Annotated in this window: 22 protein-coding genes; 15 read left to right on the top strand and 7 right to left on the bottom strand. The window is 71.7% G+C overall.

What is annotated here, in order from left to right; genetic code table 11:
• Positions 1–225: 225 nt before the first annotated feature.
• Positions 226–1716, bottom strand: a complete 1491-nt coding sequence (gene glpK / locus VH914_15510; protein ID HEX4492615.1) for a glycerol kinase GlpK — start codon at positions 1714–1716, stop codon at positions 226–228.
• Complete coding sequence (locus VH914_15505; GenBank protein ID HEX4492614.1) at positions 1716–2219, bottom strand: hypothetical protein; 504 nt, start codon at positions 2217–2219, stop codon at positions 1716–1718. The genes glpK and VH914_15505 overlap by 1 nt, the downstream gene beginning before the upstream one ends.
• A gap of 62 nt (positions 2220–2281) precedes the next feature.
• On the opposite strand from VH914_15505, the gene VH914_15500 reads away from it, so the two are divergent.
• Genes VH914_15500 through VH914_15485 form a run of 4 tightly spaced genes read left to right on the top strand, consistent with a single transcriptional unit; the run spans position 2282 to position 6029 of the window.
• A complete protein-coding gene (locus VH914_15500; protein ID HEX4492613.1) occupies positions 2282–3310 on the top strand; it encodes a 6-phosphofructokinase in 1029 nt (342 codons plus the stop codon).
• Between the two features lie 13 nt (positions 3311–3323).
• Complete coding sequence (gene tesB, locus VH914_15495) at positions 3324–4199, top strand: acyl-CoA thioesterase II (GenBank protein ID HEX4492612.1); 876 nt, start codon at positions 3324–3326, stop codon at positions 4197–4199.
• On the top strand, positions 4196–5221 hold the full coding sequence (locus tag VH914_15490; protein HEX4492611.1) for a GntG family PLP-dependent aldolase: 1026 nt from the start codon (positions 4196–4198) through the stop codon (positions 5219–5221). Before tesB ends, VH914_15490 begins: the two co-directional genes overlap by 4 nt.
• Before the next feature lie 10 nt (positions 5222–5231).
• Positions 5232–6029: an SDR family oxidoreductase gene (locus tag VH914_15485; protein HEX4492610.1), complete on the top strand. Its 798-nt coding sequence runs from the start codon at positions 5232–5234 to the stop codon at positions 6027–6029.
• On the opposite strand, the gene VH914_15480 is transcribed toward VH914_15485, so the two are convergent.
• Both VH914_15480 and VH914_15475 read right to left on the bottom strand, forming a co-directional pair.
• Positions 6030–6770 carry a methyltransferase gene (locus VH914_15480; GenBank protein HEX4492609.1) on the bottom strand — a complete coding sequence of 247 codons (741 nt, stop codon included), beginning with the start codon at positions 6768–6770 and terminating at the stop codon, positions 6030–6032.
• A 1-nt stretch (position 6771) separates the two neighbouring features.
• The gene (locus VH914_15475) at positions 6772–7164 is read right to left on the bottom strand and encodes a hypothetical protein (protein ID HEX4492608.1); all 393 of its coding nucleotides are present in this window, start codon (positions 7162–7164) and stop codon (positions 6772–6774) included.
• 56 nt (positions 7165–7220) lie between these two features.
• Between VH914_15475 and VH914_15470 the strand changes: the two genes are divergently transcribed.
• From VH914_15470 to VH914_15450, 5 genes are all read left to right on the top strand, one after another.
• Positions 7221–7724, top strand: a complete 504-nt coding sequence (locus tag VH914_15470) for an NUDIX hydrolase (GenBank protein ID HEX4492607.1) — start codon at positions 7221–7223, stop codon at positions 7722–7724.
• A gap of 5 nt (positions 7725–7729) precedes the next feature.
• Entirely contained in the window at positions 7730–9007 is a 1278-nt protein-coding gene (locus VH914_15465) for a DNA polymerase IV (GenBank protein ID HEX4492606.1), read from the top strand.
• Positions 9004–10050, top strand: coding sequence for a Gfo/Idh/MocA family oxidoreductase (locus VH914_15460; GenBank protein HEX4492605.1), 1047 nt, complete (start codon positions 9004–9006; stop codon positions 10048–10050). The genes VH914_15465 and VH914_15460 overlap by 4 nt, the downstream gene beginning before the upstream one ends.
• Before the next feature lie 117 nt (positions 10051–10167).
• The gene (locus VH914_15455) at positions 10168–10542 is read left to right on the top strand and encodes a DUF3040 domain-containing protein (protein ID HEX4492604.1); all 375 of its coding nucleotides are present in this window, start codon (positions 10168–10170) and stop codon (positions 10540–10542) included.
• A 41-nt stretch (positions 10543–10583) separates the two neighbouring features.
• A complete protein-coding gene (locus tag VH914_15450; GenBank protein ID HEX4492603.1) occupies positions 10584–11018 on the top strand; it encodes a MerR family transcriptional regulator in 435 nt (144 codons plus the stop codon).
• Positions 11019–11022: 4 nt separating this feature from the next.
• Here the strand turns inward: VH914_15450 and VH914_15445 are convergent, their stop codons facing one another.
• From VH914_15445 to VH914_15435, 3 genes are all read right to left on the bottom strand, one after another.
• Positions 11023–13335, bottom strand: coding sequence for a DUF3488 and transglutaminase-like domain-containing protein (locus VH914_15445; GenBank protein ID HEX4492602.1), 2313 nt, complete (start codon positions 13333–13335; stop codon positions 11023–11025).
• Positions 13284–14477, bottom strand: a complete 1194-nt coding sequence (locus tag VH914_15440; GenBank protein HEX4492601.1) for a DUF58 domain-containing protein — start codon at positions 14475–14477, stop codon at positions 13284–13286. The genes VH914_15445 and VH914_15440 overlap by 52 nt, the downstream gene beginning before the upstream one ends.
• A gap of 134 nt (positions 14478–14611) precedes the next feature.
• Positions 14612–15586, bottom strand: coding sequence for a MoxR family ATPase (locus VH914_15435; protein HEX4492600.1), 975 nt, complete (start codon positions 15584–15586; stop codon positions 14612–14614).
• Between the two features lie 98 nt (positions 15587–15684).
• Between VH914_15435 and VH914_15430 the strand changes: the two genes are divergently transcribed.
• The 6 genes from VH914_15430 (at position 15685) to VH914_15405 (ending at position 21183) form a co-directional block, all read left to right on the top strand.
• Positions 15685–15960, top strand: a complete 276-nt coding sequence (locus tag VH914_15430) for a hypothetical protein (protein ID HEX4492599.1) — start codon at positions 15685–15687, stop codon at positions 15958–15960.
• Between the two features lie 43 nt (positions 15961–16003).
• A complete protein-coding gene (locus VH914_15425; protein HEX4492598.1) occupies positions 16004–16513 on the top strand; it encodes an HNH endonuclease in 510 nt (169 codons plus the stop codon).
• A gap of 263 nt (positions 16514–16776) precedes the next feature.
• A complete protein-coding gene (gene mraZ, locus VH914_15420) occupies positions 16777–17202 on the top strand; it encodes a division/cell wall cluster transcriptional repressor MraZ (protein ID HEX4492597.1) in 426 nt (141 codons plus the stop codon).
• Positions 17203–17427: 225 nt separating this feature from the next.
• Positions 17428–18369: a 16S rRNA (cytosine(1402)-N(4))-methyltransferase RsmH gene (rsmH, locus tag VH914_15415; GenBank protein ID HEX4492596.1), complete on the top strand. Its 942-nt coding sequence runs from the start codon at positions 17428–17430 to the stop codon at positions 18367–18369.
• Positions 18366–18965 carry a hypothetical protein gene (locus tag VH914_15410; protein ID HEX4492595.1) on the top strand — a complete coding sequence of 200 codons (600 nt, stop codon included), beginning with the start codon at positions 18366–18368 and terminating at the stop codon, positions 18963–18965. The genes rsmH and VH914_15410 overlap by 4 nt, the downstream gene beginning before the upstream one ends.
• Positions 18966–19095: 130 nt before the next feature.
• Positions 19096–21183 carry a penicillin-binding protein 2 gene (locus VH914_15405; protein ID HEX4492594.1) on the top strand — a complete coding sequence of 696 codons (2088 nt, stop codon included), beginning with the start codon at positions 19096–19098 and terminating at the stop codon, positions 21181–21183.
• Positions 21184–21189 lie beyond the last annotated feature (6 nt).

The raw sequence follows: 21189 nt of genomic DNA, 5'->3' as shown, positions 1-21189 counted from the left end.
GGCGAGCTCTGCGGCTACGAGTACGAGGACACGTACGCGACGCGCAAGCCCGACGATGTCCCCGTCGAGATCGCCCACGTCGCGACGTTCGACGAGATCGAAGCCCGCGCCAGCTAGGCGGTGCTTACCGGTCGCACTCGCTGCGCTCGCCGCTCCTGACGCCTCAGCCCCCGGTCGAGGCCGCGCGGCTCGCTTCGCTCGCGCGCTCCGGTGGGAACCCCGGCGTCAGTCCTTCTCCCAGCCGCGCGAGCGTTCGACGGCTCGGTGCCACGCCGCGACCCGGCGGTCGCGGTCCTCGGCGTCCATGCCCGGTTCGAACGACGCCTCGGCCGACCACGACGCGGCCGCGGCGGCGGGGGAGTCCCACAGTCCCTCTGCGATGCCCGCGAGGTAGGCGGCGCCGAGCGCGGTGGTCTCGGCGCACGCGGCGCGCCGCACGGGAACGCCGAGCAGATCGGCCTGGAACTGGCAGAGCAGGTTCATCGCCGACGCGCCGCCGTCGACGCGCATCTCCGCCGGACGCGTGCCGCTCGCGGCAACGATCGCGTCGACGACGTCGCGCGTCTGGAACGCCATCGACTCGACGACCGCGCGTGCGAGATGCGCACGTGCGGTGCCGCGTGTGATGCCGAGCACGGTGCCGCGCGCGTAGGGATCCCACCACGGCGAGCCGAGGCCGGTGAACGCGGGGACGACGAACACTCCGCCGGTGTCGGCGACTTGTTCGGCGAGCGGACCGGTCTCGGCCGCGTCGGCGATGATGCCCAGGCCGTCGCGCAGCCACTGCACGGCCGCGCCGGTGACGAAGATCGCACCTTCCATCGCGTACGCGGTCGTGTCGCCGATCGTCCACGCGACCGTCGTGAGCAGTCCGTCGACGGGATCGGGGAGTGTCGGGCCGAGGTTCACGAGCACGAACGAACCGGTGCCGTACGTGTTCTTCGTCATGCCCGGCTCGAAGCAGGCCTGCCCGAAGAGTGCGGCTTGCTGATCGCCGGCGATGCCGCTCACGGGCACGCGCAGTCCGGCCGCGCAGTCGGGTTCGGTGACACCGACGCGGCCGCTGCTCGGCCCGACCGCGGGCAGGCACGCGAGCGGCACGCCGAACAACGCGCACAGCTCGTCGGACCAGGCGAGCGCGCCGATGTCGAACAGCATCGTGCGGCTCGCGTTCGACGGGTCGGTCGCGTGCACGCCGCGTTCGGGTCCGCCGGTGAGCTTCCACACCAGCCACGAGTCGACGGTTCCGAAGCAGAGGCCGTCGTCGTCGGCGACGCCGCCGGTCGTGAGCAACCATTCGAGCTTCGTCGCCGAGAAGTACGGGTCGAGCACGAGCCCGGTGGTGCGCCGGATCATCGGCTCGTGACCGCCGGCGCGCAGCGCGTCGCAGCGCGCCGCGGTGCGCCGGTCCTGCCAGACGATCGCGCGATGTCGCGGTACGCCGGTCGTGCGGTCCCACACGACGACGGTCTCGCGCTGGTTCGTGATGCCGATGCCCGCGATCGTCTCGTCGTGCTCGCTCGCCCAGCGCGCGACGTCGCCGAGGGTGTCGAGCGTGACGCGCAGGATGTCGTCGGCGTCGTGCTCGACCCAACCCGGTTGCGGGAAGTGCTGCGGGAACTCGCGGTAACACGACGCGCGGGGCGCGCCGCGCTCGTCGAACGCGATCGTGCGCACCCCCGTCGTGCCCGCGTCGATCGCGAGGACGACGGGCATCAGGTCGCGGGTGCGGCCGGATCGGCGACGGGTTCGGGCGCGTCGGGCTCGGGAGGTGCGTCGGGCTCGCGAGGTGCGTCGGGCTCGCGAGGTGCGTCGGACGCGGCCGCGGGCGGTGCACCCGTTCCCGACGCCCGCGTCTGGATCTCGAGCCCGACCTTCAGGCTCCACGGGTCGGCGCCGAGCTCGATCAGGACCGGCGGGCGGCCCGGGCGCGCGCAGCGCAGGCCCCGGCCCGGGTGCACACCGATGTCGGTCACGGCCAGGTTGTCGAGGAGGTCGGCGAGCATCAGCCGCCGGGGCGCGCGGGTGAAGTGGCCGACGCCGAGCAGCAGCAGCCGCCGGTTGGTGACGACCACGACGTCCCGCCAGCGGGCGGCGAGCTGCTGGAGATGTCCCGCCCGCGACACCCACGCGCGGGACCAGGCCACGATCTCCTCACCGGGCTCCAGCTGGAGCAAGCCGCCGGCGCGCAGTCGCCGTTCGGTTGCCTCGCGTGACATCGCACCCCCGGAGCGGCTCGGACTCGCGGCAGGATAGGGCCGGAGCCCCGGAGGAGAACGTCATGCGGATCGGAGTGCTGACCGGTGGCGGCGACTGCCCGGGCCTCAATGCGGTCATCCGCGCCGTCGTCCGCAAGGGCGAAGGCGTCTACGGCCACTCGTTCGTCGGTTACCGCCACGGCTGGCGCGGCGTGCTCGACGGCGAGAGCGTGCCGCTCACGATCGCGTCGACGCGCGGCCTCCTCCCGCGCGGCGGCACCATCCTCGGCACGTCGCGTACGAACCCGTACAAGTCCGACGACGGTCCGGCGCGGGTGACGGCGACCCTGGAGCGCGACCGGGTCGACGCGCTCGTCGCGATCGGTGGCGACGACACGCTCGGCGTCGGCGCCAAGCTCGGTGACTCGGGTGTGAAGGTGGTCGGCGTACCGAAGACGATCGACAACGACCTGTCGTCGACCGACTACACGTTCGGGTTCTGGACCGCGGTGCAGGTCGCGACGGACGCGATCGACCGTCTGCAGACGACGGCGGAGAGTCACGACCGGGTCATGGTGGTGGAGGTGATGGGCCGGCACGCGGGCTGGATCGCGACGTACTGCGGCATCGCCGGTGGCGCCGACATCATCCTCATCCCGGAGGAGCCGTTCGACGTCGAGGCGGTGTGCGCGCGACTGCGGCGCCGTCACGAGGGTGGCGAGGCGTTCTCGATCGTCGTCGTCGCCGAGGGCGCGGTTCCGATCGAGGGGACGATGAAGCTGCAGTCGGGCGAGGAAGACGAGTTCGGTCACGTGCGACTCGGTGGCATCGGCACGCAGCTGCAGGACGAGATCGCGACGCGCACCGGCTACGAGGCGCGCGTCACCGTGCTCGGCCACGTGCTGCGGGGCGGCACACCCACCGCCTTCGACCGCATCCTCGGCACGCGCTTCGGGCTCGCCGCCATCGACGCGGTGCACGACGGCGACTTCGGCACGATGGTCGCGTTGCGCGGCACCGACGTCGTCCGCGTGCCGATCTCCGAGGGCGTCGCACGATCCAAGACCGTCGACGACGCCTTCTTCGACGCCGCCGAGGTGTTCTTCGCATGAAGGTGCTCTTCGCATGAACCAGTCGGCCGCGCTGAAGGACCTCGTCCAGATCCTCGAGCTCGAACCGCTCGAGCTCAATCTCTTCCGCGGCGTGAGCCCCGACGAAGAGCGCCAACGCGTGTTCGGCGGACAGGTCGCGGGGCAGGCGCTCGTCGCGGCGGGGCGCACCGTCGCGCGCGGGCGCGTGCACTCGTTGCACGCGTACTTCTTGCGGCCCGGCGACCCGAACGTCCCGATCGTCTACGAAGTCGACCGCATCCGCGACGGCAACTCCTTCACCACGCGCCGGGTGGTCGCGATCCAGCACGGGCGCGCGATCTTCAACCTCGCGGCGTCGTTCCACATCGACGAGCCCGGTCCGGATCACCAGTACACGATGCCGACCGTGCCCGCGCCGGAGGATCTGCCGACGCTGCGCGAGCGCCTCGCGCCGCACAAGGAGAAGTTCAGCGACGAGTTCTCGCTCTGGCTCGAGCGCGAACGCCCGATCGACTCGCGCGCGGTCGAGGCGCCGCGCTGGATCGACCCGACGCCGCGCGAGGCCGAGCAGCACGTGTGGATCCGCGCCAACGGCGATCTTCCCGACGATCCGTTGCTGCACGCGTGCGTCGTCGCGTACGCGTCGGACCTCACGCTGCTCGACACCGCGGTGATGGCGCACCAGATCAACTACGAGGACGATGACTTCATGATCGCGAGCCTCGACCACGCGATGTGGTTCCACCGACCGTTCCGCGCCGACGAGTGGCTCCTCTATCACCAGAAGAGCCCGTCGGCGTTCGGCGCGCGCGGGCTCGCGGAGGGCTTCATCTACACGCGCGACGGTCGCCTCGCGATCACCGTGATCCAGGAAGGGCTCATGCGTCCGGTTGCGAAGCGGAAACGATGACCGCGGCCGACATCGTCGATCTTCGGAGCGACACGGTCACGACCCCGACCGACGAGATGCGCGCCGCGATGGCGAGCGCGGAGGTCGGCGACGACGCGTACGGCGAGGACCCGACCGTCAACCGGCTCCAGACGCTCGCCGCCGCGCTGCTCGGCAAGGAAGCGGCGCTGTACGTGCCGTCGGGAACGATGGCGAACCAGCTCGCGCTGCGGGTGCAGGCGAAGCCGGGCACCGAGGTGCTCGTGCCCGAGCGCGCGCACGTCTACCGCTACGAGGGCGCGGCCGGCGCGTGGAACGCGGGCGTGCAGCCGCATCCGCTCGCCGACGGCGACGGGCTGATCACCGCCGAGCAGGTCGCGTACGCCATCGCGGGTGCGGAGCACCACCTCGTGGCCGTGTCGATGGTGTGGATCGAGAACACGCACATGCCCGCGAACGGGCGACCGTGGGATGCCGACGAGGTCGGCGCGATCGCGGCGGTCGCGCACCAGCACGGGCTGCCGCTGCACTGCGACGGCGCGCGCATCTGGAACGCCGCGGTCGCGCTCGGCGTGTCGCCGGCCGCGCTCGTCGCCGAGTGCGACACCGTGATGTTCTGCCTCTCGAAGGGTCTCGGCGCGCCGGTGGGCTCGCTGTTGTGCGGTCGCGCCGACGTGATCACGCGGGCGCGCGCCCAGCGCCAGCGGCTCGGCGGCGGCATGCGCCAAGCCGGCGTGATCGCGGCGGCCGGAGTTGTCGCGCTCGAGACGATGGTCGAGCGCCTCGCCGACGACCACACGCGCGCCCGGCGCATCGCCGACGCGCTGGCCGAGCGGTTTCCGGGCTCGATCGACCCCGACTCGGTGCGGACGAACGTGGTCTGCTGCCCGATCCCGGCGCTTCCCGAGCACGCGCTCGACCGGCTGGAGTCGGCCGGCGTGCTCGCGGGCACGCTCGACCCCTCGACGTACCGGTTCGTCACCCACAAGGATGTCGACGACGCGGGCATCGACCGTGCCTGTCGCGCGATCCGTTCGCTCTAAGGAGACCCTCATGCCCCGCGCCCTGGTCACCGGTTGTTCGACCGGCATCGGTCGTGCCACCGCGATCGAGCTCACGAAGCGCGGCTTCGAAGTCGTCGCGACGGCGCGCAAGCCCGCGACGCTCGACGACCTCGACGTCGCCGCGAAGCTCGCGCTCGACGTCGACTCCGACGACTCGGTCGCGGCCGCGGTCGCAGCTGCGGGGCGTGTCGACGTGCTCGTGAACAACGCGGGCTTCGGCGTGATCGGTCCGGTCGAGAGCGTTCCGCTCGCCGAGGTCAAGCGCATGTTCGAGACGAACGTGTTCGGTGTCATCCGCATGATCCAGGCCGTGCTGCCGCAGATGCGCGAGCGCGAGAGCGGCACCATCGTGAACGTCACCTCACTCGCGGGCCGGGTCGCGCCACCGTTCGACGGCTTCTACTCGGCGACGAAGTTCGGCGTCGAGGGGTTGAGCGAGGCGCTGCACTACGAGGTCGGCCACTTCGGCATCCGTGTCGTGATGATCGAGCCCGGCATGTTCGAGACACAGTTCGGCGCGAACGAAGTGATGTACGGGCGCGAGGGCGGGCCCTACGACGAGCTCGCGCGTCAGTGGGACGTGGCGCGCACGAAGCTGCCGCCCAACGACGCGACCGACGGCGCCGAGGTCGTGGCCGCGAGGATCGCCGACGCGATCGAGGCGAAGACGCACACGCTCCGGCACCCGGTCGGCGCCGACGCCGAGCTCGTCACGACGGTTCGTGCGCAGCTCGACGACGCGACCTTCGAGGCGACGATGCGCGAGACCCTCGGCCTGACCTGGTAGTCAGCGCGCGGGCACGCCCAGCGTGAGGTACGCAAAGCCGAGCACGTCGCGGTAGCCGCGCAGGTAGCCGGTGCGATGCGCGTCGGCGCGCTCGCGGATCTCCGCCGCGCCCGGGTCGTTCGGCCACCGCAGGAGCCACTCCTCCCAATCGGCGAGGTAGCCGAGCTCGAACTCCTCCCACTCGCGGCGCGTCGCGGTGCGCAGATCGAGCAGACGGAAGCCGAACGAGAGTGCGAGGTCGACGAGATCGGGGAGCGGGAGGAAGTCGTCGGGAACCGCGCCCAACCCGGCCGCTTCCTCGACGCTCGGCGGACGTTCCCAGAAGCCCGTGCCGAACAGCACGCGCCCGCCCGCCGCGACCGTGCGCGCGAGTGCTTCGAGCGCGTCGCGTTGATCGCCGAAGATGTGGTCGGCACCGACGCAGATCACGACGTCGGGTGCGACTCGGGGCGCGGCCGGCAGCGCGTTCTCGAAATCCACGCGGGAGGCGAGGCCGCGCGCGGTCGCGTTCGTGCGCGCCCGCGCCCGCGCGGTCTCGTTCTCGTCGATGCCGACGCCGCGCGCGTCCGGCGCGGCCGCGAGCACGCGCAACAGGAGCTCGGCCCACCCGCACCCGATGTCGACCACGGCCGCGGGACGCGTGCGCGCGAGCGACGCGGCGAGGCTGTCGGCGAGCTCGCTCGACATCGGCGAGTTGAAGTCGAGCCACTCGTAGAAACCGGGCGGAGGAGTCGGCGTCATGTCAGCCCGGCTGCGGGCCACCCTCGGGATGATGGAAGCGCCACTCCGCCATCGCGCGCAGCATGAGGACGGCGATGACACCCGCGCCGAGCGCCGCGAGCACCGCGCCGACGACCGATCCGCTCGCGCGCGCCACTCCGCAGTGATGCGTCGCGGGGTGGTAGCCGCGAACCTGCTCGAGCAACCGCTCGAGGAGCGACGCCTTCTCGACGCAGCTCGTGTCGACCAGCCCGTACCCGATCAACCCGCCGAGGATCCCGCACAGCGTCACCGCGGCGAACGCGACGAACAACGGCCCGCGTCGCGGCAGGTTCGGCGGGATCGCGATCTCCTCGTCGCCGCTCGGCTCCTGTGGCTCCTCGCCACCCGGTTCCTCGGCGCCCGGAGTTTCCACGTGCGGATCGTATGCGGCCGCCTGCGCGTGACCCGGTTCGTGCCAAACTGCGATGCGTGAGTGAGCGGCAGTGGACCGTGGCGGGCGCGCTGCTCGAGACGGACGAGGGTCTGCTCATGGTGCGCAACGTGCGCCGGGGCGGGTTCGAGGACTGGAGCACGCCCGGCGGGGTCGTCGACGACGACGACGCGTCGGTGCTGCATGGGCTCGCGCGCGAAGTGCTGGAGGAGACGGGCCTCGTCGTCACCGCGTGGGAGGGACCGGTGTACGAGGTGCACGCGTTCGCGCCCGACATGGGCTGGCGCATGCGCTGCGAGGTGTGGCGGGTCGCCGCGTACGAGGGTGAGGTCACCGTCGACGATCCCGACGGCATCGTCGTCGAGGCCGAGTTCGTGCCCGCCGCGTTGCTCGACGACCGCCTCGCGACCTGCGCGCAGTGGGTGCGCGAGCCGCTCGCGGAATGGCTCGCGCAACGGTGGGAGGTCGTCGCCCCGCACCGGCAGTTCCACTACGAGGTGCGCGGCAAGGCCCGCACCGAGCTCCACGTGACGAGGCACTGACGGGAGTGCGCGAAGACGCGTCCATCCTGCACATCGACCTCGACGCGTTCTACGCGTCGGTCGAGCAACTTCTCGATCCGACCCTGCGCGGGAAGCCGGTCGTCGTCGGCGGGCTCGGGCCGCGCGGCGTCGTGGCGGCGGCGAGCTACGAGGTGCGCGAGTACGGCGTGCACTCCGCGATGCCGATGGCCGTGGCGCGCCGAGCCTGCCCGCACGCGGTGTTCCTCGCACCGAGGTTCGCGGAGTACGAGGGCTTCAGCGTGCGGGTGATGGAGATCATGCGCTCGATCACGCCGCTGGTCGAGCCGCTCTCGCTCGACGAGGCGTTCCTCGACGTCGACGGCGCGCGCCGCCGGCTCGGCGACGGCCCGACCATCGCGCGCGACGCTCGGCGGAGAATCCGTGAGGAAACGGGGCTGATCGCGTCGGTCGGCGTGGCCACCACGAAGTTCCTCGCCAAGATCGCGAGCGACCTCTCGAAGCCCGACGGCCTGCTCGTCGTCGAACCCGGAGGCGAAGCCGCGTTCCTGCACCCGCTGCCGATCAGCCGGCTGTGGGGTGTCGGGCCCGCGACCCTGCAACGGCTCGAGGCGATCGGTGTGAAGACGGTCGGCGACATCGCCGCGCTGCCGGAGGCGGCGGTCGTGTCGGCGCTCGGTGAAGCGCACGGCACGCATCTCGCGCAGCTCGCGCGCAACATCGACGAGCGGCCGGTCACGCCCGAGCACGAGACGAAGTCGATCGGCAACGAAGAGACGTTCCCGACCGACATTCGCGAGCGCGCCGCGCTCGAGCGCGAGATCGTTCGGTTGTCGGATCGCGTCGCGGGTCGATTGCGGAAGTCGGGTCTCGAAGCGCGCACGATCACACTCAAGCTGCGCTTCGGCGACTTCACGACGATCACGCGCTCGCGCACGCAACCCGCGTCGACCGCGCTCTCGACGGAGATCGCGGCCATCGCGCGCGAGCTCCTCGCGCCGATCGACGTCGCGCCCGGCATCCGGCTCATCGGTGTGTCCTCGTCGCAGCTCGCACCGCCGTCGGAGCGTCAGGGTGTGCTCGACCTCGACGGTGACGATCCGGACACCGACCGCGAGCGGCGCGGCGCGGTCGAGGCTGCGATCGACGAGGTGCGCGCGCGGTTCGGAAACGACGCGCTCCGCTCGACCGCGCTCGTCCCCGCGAGAACGGCCGGGTCGCGGTGCGGGCCGGCCGAGCCGGCGACTGCGGCGTCGCGGAGGGCGAAGCTCGCGAGCCCGACCAGAGAGCAGGAGCGAACGTGAGGATCGGAATCGTCGGGTGTGGGCACATCGGCACCGTCCACACGTACGCGCTCAAGCAGCTGGCCGACGCCAGCCTCGTGCAAGGCGAGGTCGTCGCGGCGTACGACGCCGACGGCACGCGCGCCGCGAAGCTCACGAAGAACCTCGGTGGCGAACCGACCGCGTCGCTCGACGCGCTGCTCGACGCCGTCGACGTCGTCTGGATCTGCACGTGGACGGCCGGACATCTCGCGGCGGTCGAGGCCGCGGCCGCGCGCAACCTGCCCGTGTTCTGCGAGAAGCCGCTGGCGCCGACCCTGTCGGCGTGCGAGGCCGTGAGCGCCGCGCTCGAGCGCGTGCCGCACCAGGTCGGCCTCGTGCTGCGGTACGCGCCGGTCTTTGCCGCCGCGGCCGACATCGTCGCGAGCGGTCGCTACGGCCGGCCGCTGACGACGAACCTGCGCGACGACCAGTACTTCCCGATCCAGGGCATGTACGGCTCGACGTGGCGCAAGGATCGCAACGCCGCGGGCGGCGGCACGCTCATCGAGCACTCGATCCACGACGTCGACGTGTTGCGCTGGATCCTCGGCGATCCGATCTCGGTGTCGGCGTCGACCGCGTACGCGTTCGGTTACGACGGCATCGAAGACCTCGCGTCGGTGAGGCTGCGGTACGCGAACGACTCGACCGCGCAGCTCGTGAGCGTGTGGCACCAGGTGCTGTCGCGCGGGTCGAGTCGGAGGCTCGAGATCTTCTGCGAGGAGGCGTACCTCTGGACCGAGGACGACTTCCTCGGTCCGCTGCACGTCGAGACGACCGAGGGCAGCGAGCTCGTCGAAGGTTTGCCACCCGAGTGGACCGGCGCGTTGCACGTGCCCGAGGTCTACGAGAAGGCCGTCGCGCACTACGCGAGCCAGGCCAAGCACTTCCTCGACGCGCTCGCGGTCGGCGGCACCGGAGCCCGGGGCTTCCCCGGGGCGTCCGAGGCGCTCGCGGCCCACCGCATCGTCGACGCCGCGTATCGCTCAGCTGCGCAGGGGTCCGCGCCGATGGACCTCTGAGCCGAGCCGCGGGTGGGCGCCGCGTTGTTGGGTACGGTGCGGTGCGCGAGAATGGCGTGAGGCACGGTGGGCGTGGCGGACGAAGCCACCTTCGCCACGGGACCAGAAGGATCAGGCATGCCGCTCTCCGACGAAGAGCAGAAGATCCTCCGGGAGATCGAAGCCCAGCTCAGCGCGAGTGATCCCGCCCTCGTCGAGCACGCCAAGACCACCGTGTACCGACACGCCGGTCGCAACATCAAGTGGGCGACCCTCGGATTCGTCGCCGGGCTCGTGCTCATCGTCGGCACGTTCGCCACGAGCCTCGTTGCCGGCTTCCTCGGCTTCCTCGTGATGCTGGCGTGCCTGTTCGTCATCGAGCGCAATGCGCGCAAGCTCGGCAAGGCGGGGCTGCAGAGTCTCACCGGCTGGCGCGGTGAGGGCGGCGTGAGCAGCTTCCTCGGCGAGACCGGACGCAACCTGCGCAGCCGGTTCCGTCGCGACGACAGCTGACGGCGCGTTCTCCGCGCGGTGTCGATGGGGGAGGGTTCGTCGTGAGTGGGTTCGCGGCCGCGCCGGCGGCGCGCCTCGGGGGCTGTAGTCGTTCACAGCTCGGGCACTGGCGCCGCAACGGCGTCGTCGTCCCGTCCGAGGCCGACGGCACGTACTCGTTCCGCGATCTCGTCTCGTTGCGCGTCGTGGTGACGCTCCTCGACGCCGGGCTGCCGATGGTGCGGGTGCGCGCCGCGCTCGAGGTCCTGCGTCGCGAGGCCGCCGACCCGACCGCGGACCTGACCGGTCTCCGTCTCGTCACCGACGGCGTGAGCGTCTTCGCGTGTTACGACGACGGTCAGATCCTCGACGCGCTACGCAGCGGTCAGCTCGCGCTGTTCGTGCCCGTCGACCGGTTCACGCACGCGCTGCGTTCCGACGTCGCCGCGTTCGCCGCCGAGCGCGACGAGTTCCTCGCCCGCATCCAAGGCGCCTGAGCCTTCAGATCGTCACCACGACGAGGGCGTCGTCGACGATGTCGTCGTCGGCGAGCTCGACATCGCCCGGGAGCGAGCCCCGCAGCACGCGCGGGTCGAGGCGCCGACGCACGCGCACACGGAACGCGGTCGGCGCGCGCAGCTGGCGCTCGAGCTCGCGCACGTGCTGCCACGCCTCCTCGGCCTCCTCGTCGCTCGGCTCGACGGGTGAGTAGAGCGCGGAGGTCGTCAGGTGCGCGAGCGCGAGCAGCGGTGGCCCCGCGCTCCCCGCGCCACTCGCCGGCGCTTCGCGCATCGCGAACTCGACCGGTGTCGTCGATGGCCGGCGATGGATGCGCGCCTCGGCGAGCCGTTCGACGACTTCGTCCCACGCGCCCGCGATGCGCGCGCGTGCAGTGGGCGCGCGCCGGCGGCGCATGCGGCGCAGCGACTTCGCACCCACGATGCCACCGCCCGAAACGAGCGCGAGCCCGAGGAGCAGCGCGACGACGGCGAGGAGGAACCGCAGCGCGGCCGCGCCCGCCGAGCTCCCGGAGCCGGACGAGCCACCGCCTCCGCCGTTCAGGTTCCGCTCGATGTTGAGCGCCGGATTCCGGGTGTCGGACGGGCCGGTCGCGGTGTTCGGTGCGGTCGTCGCCGGCGCGACCGTGCTCGACGGCGCGGTCGTCGGCGAAGTGTTCAACGTGCCGTTGTAGTTGGACGGCGTCGGGTCGAAGCGCCCCTTCGTCGGCTCGAAGCGGATCCAGCCGATGCCCGCGAAGTCGACCTCGGGCCACGCGTGCGCGTCCTGTGTCGTCACGTGGAGCTTGCCCGTCGGGTCGGCCTCGCCGGGCGTGAAGCCGACCGCGACGCGCGTCGGCAGGCCGATCGAGCGCGCCATGGCCGCGAACGCGCTCGCGAACTGCTCACAGAACCCGGCGTGCGTGTTGAAGAGGAAGTCGTCGAGCTCGGAGCCGGAGTGGCTCTTCGGCACCGACAGGCTGTACGTGAAGTCGGGGCCGCGCAGGTAGTTCTGGAGCGCGAGCGCCATCTGGTACGCGTTGCCGTGCGCGTCGGCCGTGAGGTGCAGCGCGAGCTGCTGCACTTCGCTCGGAAAGTTGCGCGGCAACTGGAGGTCGGCCTGCGCCGCGGAATCGTTCGCGACGTGCGCGCTCGCAAGCTCCGTCGCGGTCGGCTCGGGCTCCTCCGACGTCACCTTGTAGGTGGCGTTGATCGCGCCGGTGGTGCGCACGATGACGGTGTCCGAACCGGGGAGCACGCGCGCGGCGTGCAGGTCGATCGAACGCGGCTGGTACGCGACCGGAACCCACGGGCCTGCGAGCGACGACGTGTCGAACGTCGCGTTGATGTCGAGCGCGTGTCCGCGCGACCTCGGCGCCGACTCGAGCGCGTCGGCCGGCGAGCTCTGCGTCTCCGCGATGTTCCAGACGTTCCCGTCGAACTCGTCGAGCCCCGCGATGCGCCAGTAGGTCGGATGGTCCGTCTCGACCGTGAAGAGCTCCTGCGCCGGGCTCTCGGTGAGACGGTCACGGATGTCGACGAGCGGTGTGACGACGACGAGGTTGCCCGAGCCGCGTGCGCTGCCGCCGAGCCGTCGGTAGTCGATCAGCGGATTGCTGCGCGCGCCCGGGAGCGTCGGCCCCGCGACGAGGCCGGCGGCGAGCGCGACCGCGGTCGCGACCGCGGCTCCCGCGATCGGCAACGCGATCCGGCTCGACGACGCGTGGAAGCGCGCGCGGCGATCGGTCAGCGCGGCCCGCTGCTGCGCGAGCAGGAAGCACGCGACGCCGACACCGAACGCGAGCGTGGTCGGCGCCTGCGAGCCGCGTCCGAGCGCCGACACCGTGACGAAGATCGTGAGCGGCGCGACGAGCGCGGCGAGCGAGCCTGCGAAGCGCGTCGCGCAGAGGTAGGCGGCCGAGCCCGTGAGCCAGGACGCGACGACGGCGAGCAAGAGCGCGGTACCGATCGGGTGCACCGGTACCGACGCGGTGTGCAGCACGTGCCCCATCTGCGCGAGGTCGTGCCGGTACGCGGCGAGCGCGGTCGGTGTCGGGAGCCCGGACGCGGTCGAGCCCGGCTCGCTCACCTCGAGCCCGAGGATCGCGGCGCCGATCGCGAGCGCTGCGATCGTCAGCGGCGTGCGCCGCAGCACGCGGTCGCACAGCGCGCCGAGCGCGACCGACGCGAGCGCGGCGACGAGGCACGGCACGAGCCAGCCCCACCCGCGGAAGACGCGGGCGAGGCAGAGCGACGCGCCGGCGCTCAGGACGCCGACGGCGACCAGAGTCGAGCGTGATGGCTGCTGCGTTGCCAACGGATCACCGCTTCGTTCCACGCGATCGGGAAGGGATGTTCGGGGCTGACGGTCACTGCGAGGGGCGCGGTGCGACGGGTCGCGAGCGCGGCGGGATCGGCGCCGTCGGGTCGGGTGACGACGACGGCGAGGAGCGAGCGCCCGCGCGTCAGCCGCTCGAGCACGAGCACGTCGCCGTCGCGCGGCCGGCCGAGCACCGCGATCACCGCCGACGGGCGCGCGTTTCCGGGTGCGATACGCGGCGGGCCCGCCGGCTCGATCACCGCGAGCTCGTCCATCAAGGACGCGAGATGGCGGCGACCGGCCTGGCCGAGACGCTCACCCGACGTCGTGCGGACTTCGACGCGCCGCTGGTCGCGCTCGAGTGTCGTCGCGAGCGACGCGACCGCCTCCACCGCGAGCTCGAACGACACGCGGTCGTGCGCGGCCGTGCGCACGTCGAGCAGGAGCAGCACCGGCGCGCGCCGCCGGCTCTCGTCCTGACGGATCATGAGCCGCTGGTGGCGCGCGGTCGACTTCCAGTGCACGCGGCGCAGGTCGTCGCCGGGCGCGTACTCGCGCAGGTTCAGCAGCTCACCGGTGACGTCGAGCCGACCGACGACGCGCCGGTCGTCGGAGTCGAGGTCCTCGCCGCCGGCTTCGGGGAGCGGCATCACGTCGTGCACCCGCGGCTGCACGATGACCTCGTCGAGACCCGCGGCGCGCCAGGTGCGGCTCGACAATCCGAACGGGTCACCGACGGTCGCGCGCAGGGGACCGATCTCGTAGCGACCGCGGTGATCGGTCGGCACGCGGTACGCGGCGCGCGCGGTCGTGTCCGACGCGATCGGCGGGAGCAGGAAACGCGCGTGACGACGGCCGCCGTCGAACGCGTCCGTCAACATGAGGAACGGCGTCGGACGGGTCCCGCGCGACACGACCGCGAGGTCGACGCGACCGTCGACCCCGACCTGCATCCGGCGCACGACGTGACGCGTCGCCTGCACGTCGACGGTGCGCGTCGACGTCCACACGACCGCGCCGAGCAGTGCGAGGAACGCGGCGGTTGCGAGGATCCAGAGCTGTTCGAGCCCGAGGAGCCGACCCCCCGCGACGAGCCCGATCGCTCCACCCAGCAGCGACCAACCCCGGTGTGTCAGCAATGCTTATTCGCTTGCTACTTCGCCGGCTTCGCTCCGCTCGCCGGCTCGGGCGCTCCCTGGCGAGCCTTGATGCTCGCTCCGCTCGCGCCTGCGGCCGCGGGGGAGTGAGTCGGTCCCGGGGTGCGCGATCTTCATCAGATGGCTCGCGTTCCCGGGATGGCGACGCTGTCGAGGACGCCGCGCACGACCTCGGCCGGTTCGACCCCGCGCATCTGTGCCTCCGGTGACAGCACGATGCGGTGTTCCAGCACGATCGGGGCGAGCGTCTTCACGTCGTCGGGCACGACGTAGCTGCGACCGATGCTCGCGGCGAGCGCGCGCGACGCGCGCTGGACCGCGAGTGCGCCGCGGGGGCTGGCGCCGAGCAGGAGATCGCGGTGGTGACGCGTGGCGTCGGCGATGTCGACGATGTAGCGCTTGACCTCCGGCGCGACGTGCAGCCGCGCGATGCGCTGCGACCACATCGTGATCGTCTCCGCATCGGCGACCTGCTCGAGCAACTCCGGTGCCACGTCGGTGTCGCCCTGCGAGTCGAGCAGCGCGAGCTCGGCTTCGCGGTCGGGGTAGCCGATGCGCAGGCGCATCAGGAACCGGTCGAGCTGCGCCTCGGGGAGGGGATAGGTGCCTTCGAGCTCGATCGGGTTCTGCGTCGCGATCACCATGAACGGCGACGCGAGCGGGTGCGTGAACGCGTCGATCGTGACCTGGCGCTCTTCCATCGACTCGAGCAGTGCCGACTGAGTCTTCGGGGACGCGCGGTTGATCTCGTCGGCGAGCACGACGTTCGCGAACACCGGTCCGGGCCGGAACTCGAAGTCGTTGTCGGTGCGGTTCCACACCGAGGCGCCGGTGACGTCGCTCGGCAGCAGGTCGGGGGTGAACTGGATGCGCTGCCACGACCCGCCGGTGACCCGTGCGATCGCCTTCGCGAGCGACGTCTTGCCCACGCCGGGGACGTCCTCGATGAGGAGATGGCCTTCCGCGAAGAGACAGACGAGCGCGAGGTGTACCGCCCGGCGCTTGCCGAGCAGCACGCGCTCGACCTGGGTCACGAGCGCATCGAAGACGTCGCGGAACGTCTCTTCGACACTGGGTGCCGCCTGAACCACGGTGCTCCTTTGCCGGTGCGCCTGTGACCGTGTTCCCCCACCCGAGGCGTCGGTGCCGGTCTCGGGCCGCCGGTGGTGACACGCTACCGTGCCCCGCGATGGTTCAACGCTCGCGCGCCGGCGGTCGGATCCGGCTGCGGGCGTTCGTTCCGGCGGCCGCGCGCGTTGCGTGCACGCCCTCGGTGTGGGGAGTCGCGGCGCGCCAGCTCGTTGCGACGAGCCCGGCGCACTGGTGGCGGCGCGCCCCGTTCACGCCGCGGCCCGATGCCGCGTACGTGCGGTTCCGGACCGAGACCGCCTACGGCCCCGACGCGCGCCCGGGCCGCGACGACCTCGTCGCCTACCTGCGCTGGTGCAAGGCGGCCGCTCGATAAGCTTCCGCCGACGTCCGGGAGGTCTCAGTTGGGAAGAGCATTGATGCTCAACGCCAGCTTCGAGCCCCTGTGTGTCGTGTCGGCCCGCCGGGCGGTCGTGCTCGTGCTGAAGGAGAAGGCCGAGATCGTGCACCGCAACGGTGCCGAGTTCCACGCCGAGCGCGTCGCGGTGCCGGTGCCTACGGTGATCCGCCTGCGCCACTACGTGCGCGTGCCGTACCGCAGCGTCGTGCCGCTCTCGCGCCGGGCCGTGTTCGCCCGTGACGGTCATCGGTGCCAGTACTGCGGCCGGCCCGCGGAGAACCTCGACCACGTGCTGCCCCGATCGCGCGGCGGCGAGCACGTCTGGGAGAACGTCGTGGCTTCCTGTCGGGGGTGCAATGCCCGTAAGGAGGACCGCCTCCTGCACGAGTCCGATCTCGTGTTGCGCCGGGTGCCGGTGATGCCCCACGCCACGGTCTGGCTGGTCGCGGCCGTCGGCCACGTCGACCCGTCGTGGGAGGCGTATCTCGGCCCGCGCGACGACGTCGAGGACGAGGCCGTCTCGGCCTGACGCGCTCGGCCCGCAATCGAGTCGGTCGATTCGGGGCTCTGCCCGCGCGCGGCCGAAGTGGGGGAACAGGTGTTCGATTCGGGGCGCGCGACGGCCGCGATCCCTGAGAAGGGCCGCGAACGGGTCCCGAAGTGGGGGAGAAGCGTTGACTGGGGGCGCATGGTGGGTTAGGGTGGCGCCTGGTGGAGGGAAGTGGGATCGGGGGATTCCACAGGACGGATCCCGAAGCCCGAGCAGCGGAGGCACGGGGTGGAGCGCGACGGATGTTCCTGGGCGAGCACCAGCACAATCTGGACGCCAAGGGACGGATCACGTTGCCCGCGCGCTTTCGCGAAGCCCTGGGGAGCGACGCCGTCCTGTCTCGCGGCAAGGACGGTTGCCTCTCCCTGCACCGGCGCGAGGAGTGGGAGGTGATCGCCGCCGGGCAACGGGAGCTCATGAAGCGCGGAGCACAGGAGCGGACGATGGCCCGCTCGTTCTTCGCCGGCGCGACTCCGGTCGCGCCCGACGCGCAGGGGCGGATCCCGATCCCGTCGTCCCTGCGTACCTACGCCCACCTCGACAAAGAGGTCGTGGTGAGCGGGGTCTACGACTACGTCGAGATCTGGGACGCACAGCGATTCCGTGAAGTGGAAGGCGAGGGCGCGGCCGCGCTCTCGTCGGGTGCGGTGGACGACTTCGGCCTCTAGGTCGCTGCGAGACGGTCGCAGCTCCACCACTTTGACATCACGACGGTCCCTCGATCCGGGTCCGTCTCCAGCCCCTCGACTGGCGCGGTTGTTGGCCCCTACTCCGCCCGCTTTCAGCCGTAGCCACGACCGGGGGAGACATCCCGGCTGGCGCCTGCCGCTCGGGGGGCTGGAGAAGGATCCGGCGCGACGGCCCGGCGGAACGTTCGGCTGAGGGGAATCGACGTGCAGGGCCAGTTCGACCATGTCCCGGTGATGGGGCGAGAGGTCGTCGAGCTGCTCCTGCCCGTGCCCGGCGGAGTGGTCGTGGACGCGACGGTCGGCGGCGGTGGTCATGCCGCACGGCTGCTCGAAGCGCGCCCCGATCTCCGCCTCCTCGGCATCGACCGCGACGCCGCCGCCATCGCCGCCAGCCGAGAACGACTCGCTCGCTTCGGCGATCGGGTGCAGATCGAGCAAGGCCGGTTCGGAGAGCTCCGGGCGATCGTCCCGGAGCGTGACGAGGGGAACGTGATCGCGGTGTTTTTCGACCTCGGAGTGAGCAGCGCGCAGCTCGACAGCGAGGAACGCGGTTTCTCGTACCGCTTCGACGCACCGCTCGACATGCGCATGGACTCCGCGCAGACGTTGACCGCGTCCGACGTCGTCAACACCTACGACCAATCGCAGCTCGCGTCGGTGATCGCGCGCTTCGGTGAAGAGCGCTTCGCGACGCGCATCGCGGCGGCGATCGTCGCGGCGCGTCCGATCACCGGGACTCGCGAGCTCGCCGAGGTCGTCAAAGACGCGATCCCCGCCGCGACCCGTCGACGCGGCCCGCACCCCGCGCGCCGAACCTTCCAGGCGATCCGCATGGAGGTCAACCAGGAGCTGCCGAACCTCGCCGCAGGCCTCGACGACGCCGTGCATCTCGTCGGTCCCGGCGGTCGGGTCGCGGTGCTCGCCTACCACTCGCTCGAGGACCGCATGGTGAAGGAGCGGTTCGCAGCCGCGTCGTCGCAGCCGGAGCTGCCCGCGCGCCTGCCGGTGCGCGACGAACGGCCGCCGGCGCCGTTCCGTCTGCTCACGCGCCGCGTGCTGCGCCCGACCGCGGACGAGATCGAGTCGAACCCGCGTGCCGAGAGCGCGCGTCTGCGTGGCATCGAGCGCCGGGCCGACGTGCCATGACCGTCGTCGAGTCTGCTGCCTACGACGACATCGACGTCGTCGAAGCCGAGGTGATCGACGTCGACGACGGCGCCGGCCTCGACGCGCGGCAAGTGGTCGAAGCGATCGTCGTCGACGCGCTCGCGCTCGATCCCGACGTCGTGGAAGCCGAGCTCGTCGACGCCGAAACCGTCGAGCGGCCGCAGCTCGAGCCGGAGGCCAAGCCGCAGCGGCATCTCCGCGTCGCGCCCGATCTCGTCGGTCGCCGCCGCCGGGTTCGCATCGCGGCCGCGGGCGCCGCAGTCGCGATCTCGACGACGTTGTTCGCGGTCGTCGGCTTCAACGTCGAGCTCGCGCAGCACCAGATCCAGTTGCAGAAGCTCCAGGACCATCTCCAGACCGAGCAGCACCGCTACTACGACCTGCGCAAGCAGGTCGCGGAGCGCTCGGCGCCGCAGAACATCGTCGGCGAGGCCGAGCGCGCCGGGCTCGTCGCGACCTCCAGCTCCGATCTGACCGTCCCGATCCCGCAGCCGCCCAGGGACAAGTCCGGGGAGACCGGTCTCTCCCAGATCCACGACAACGCGGACGGCAGCCTTGCCAACCTCCAGCCCTAACGGCAAGGGGCCGCGCGGCCCGCGTCCCCGTCGTCCCGAGCCGGGTCGGCGCCCCGATCCTGCGAGCCGGCGTCACGCCCGTCCCGCCGCCACGACCGCACGCCCGACGAGCGCGCGTCACCTCACGGCCGTGCGCGCGCTGGCACCGCTGAAGCCGATCGCGCAGCGCGCTCGGAAACGGCTGTCGAAGCGCGCGCTGGAACGGCGCACGCGGTCGCGCGTGCGCGTGCTGCTCGTCGTCGCCTTGCTCGCCTTCGGCGGGATCAGTGTTCGTCTCGTGCAGATCCAGACGCTCTCCGCGCCGCGTCTGCGCGCGATGGCGATCGCGCAGCGGCTGCGCACGATCCCGATCTCCGGCGAGCGCGGCAGCATCTTCGATCGCAACGGCAGCGACCTCGCGATCTCCGTCACGCGCGACACCGTGTACGCGGATCCGAAGTTCGTGAGCGATCCCGGTCTGTACGCGGCGAAGCTCGCGCCCGCGGTTCGCGTGTCCGAGTCGGACCTGTACCGCAAGCTGCTCGACGGCAAGCGTTCGGGCAGCCGCTACGTCGAGATCGCGCGCACGGTCAACGACCCGGTGTCGCGCCGGGCGCGCGCGATCGTGAAGAAGGACGGGCTCGCGGGCGTCGGCTTCACGCCCGAGTCGCGCCGCGTGTACCCGTCGGGATTGCTCGCGGCGCCGTTGATCGGCACGGTCGGCACCGACCAGACCGGCCTCTCGGGCCTGGAATCGGAGTACGACGACGACCTGCGCGGGCACTCGGGCGCGCTCACGGTCGAGGTCGACCAGGCCGGGCACGAGATCCCCCGCACGACGCGCAAGAGCGATCCCGCGCGCCGCGGGAGCGACCTCGTCCTCACGATCGACGACAGCCTCCAGTACCAAGTGCAGACGTCGCTGGTCGACCAGGTCGCGTCGCAGCACGCGGCGAGCGGCACCGCGGTCGTGATCGACACGCACACCGGCGACGTGCTCGCGATGGCGACCGTCGACGGTGAGCACATCGGCGCAGTGCCGTCAGGTCCGTTGGAGCACAACCGCGCGATGACCGACGTGCTCGAACCCGGTTCGACGAACAAGGCGATCACGGTCGCGACCGCGCTGGAGGACCGTCTCATCACACCGTCGACCGAGTTCTCGGTGCCGGATCAGGTCGTGATGGGCGGGCAGGTGTTCGCCGACGACGAGACGCACGCCGTCGAGGACCTCGACGCGGGGCAGATCCTCACGCAGTCGTCGAACGTCGGCGCGATCCAGATCGCCGCGCGACTCGGACCGGCGAAGCTCGATCAGGCGTTGCGCCGCTTCGGGCTCGGCAGCTTCACGGCCGCGAAGTTCCCCGGTCAGTCGGCCGGTCTCATGCTGCCGGTCTCGGAGTACCACGACACCGGCATGGGCTCCGTGCCGATCGGCTACGGCCTCGCGGTCACACCGCTGCAGATGCTCGACGTGTACGCGACCCTCGCGAACGGTGGGATGAGCGTGCCGCCGCGACTCGTCGACGCGACGATCGAGCCGAACGGCAAGCGCGTCGATCTCCCGCGCGCTTCGGGGCGGCGCGTCGTGTCGCAGGCGACCGCGTCGCGCGTCACGCAGATGCTCGAAGGCGTCGTGTACCAGGGCACCGGCGCGTGCGCGGCGGTGACCGGCTTCGACGTCGCGGGCAAGACGGGAACGTCGCGCATCCCCGTGTCGGGCGGTTACTCGTCGAGTCAGCACATGGCGTCGTTCGTCGGCTACGCGCCTGCGGAAGCGCCGCGCGTCGCGGCGATCGTCGTGCTCAACAGTCCTGACGACGTGTACGGCGGGCGCGCGTCGGCGCCGGTGTTCTCGGAGGTCATGGCGGCCGCGTTGCGCAGCCAACGCGTCGTGCCGCCCGCGCCGGCGACCAACCCGCCGCAGTGGGTCGTCGCGAACCAGAGCGCGATCTCGCAGCGCACGTCGTGTCTCGTGCCGCACGGTCACCAGCTCGCCTCGATGCTCGACGGCGAGCGCGCCGCGGACCGCGCCGCCGCGCTGCAAGCCGCGCAGGACGCGTACAACCGCGCGCATCCGAACCAGCACAAGAAGAAGGCGAAGGCGCACAGCGCGCAGACACCGACGAGCACCACGACGTCGGGCACGAGCACCACGAGTCCCACATCGACCAGCACGACGACGCCGGGCCGGCCACCGCCGACCGATACAGTGCCGACGACGGCACCGAACGGCTAGGAGGGC

Source organism: Acidimicrobiia bacterium, assembly GCA_036271555.1.
In the GTDB taxonomy this organism is placed as follows: domain Bacteria; phylum Actinomycetota; class Acidimicrobiia; order IMCC26256; family PALSA-610; genus DATBAK01.
This window is presented reverse-complemented; position numbering and strand designations above follow the sequence as displayed.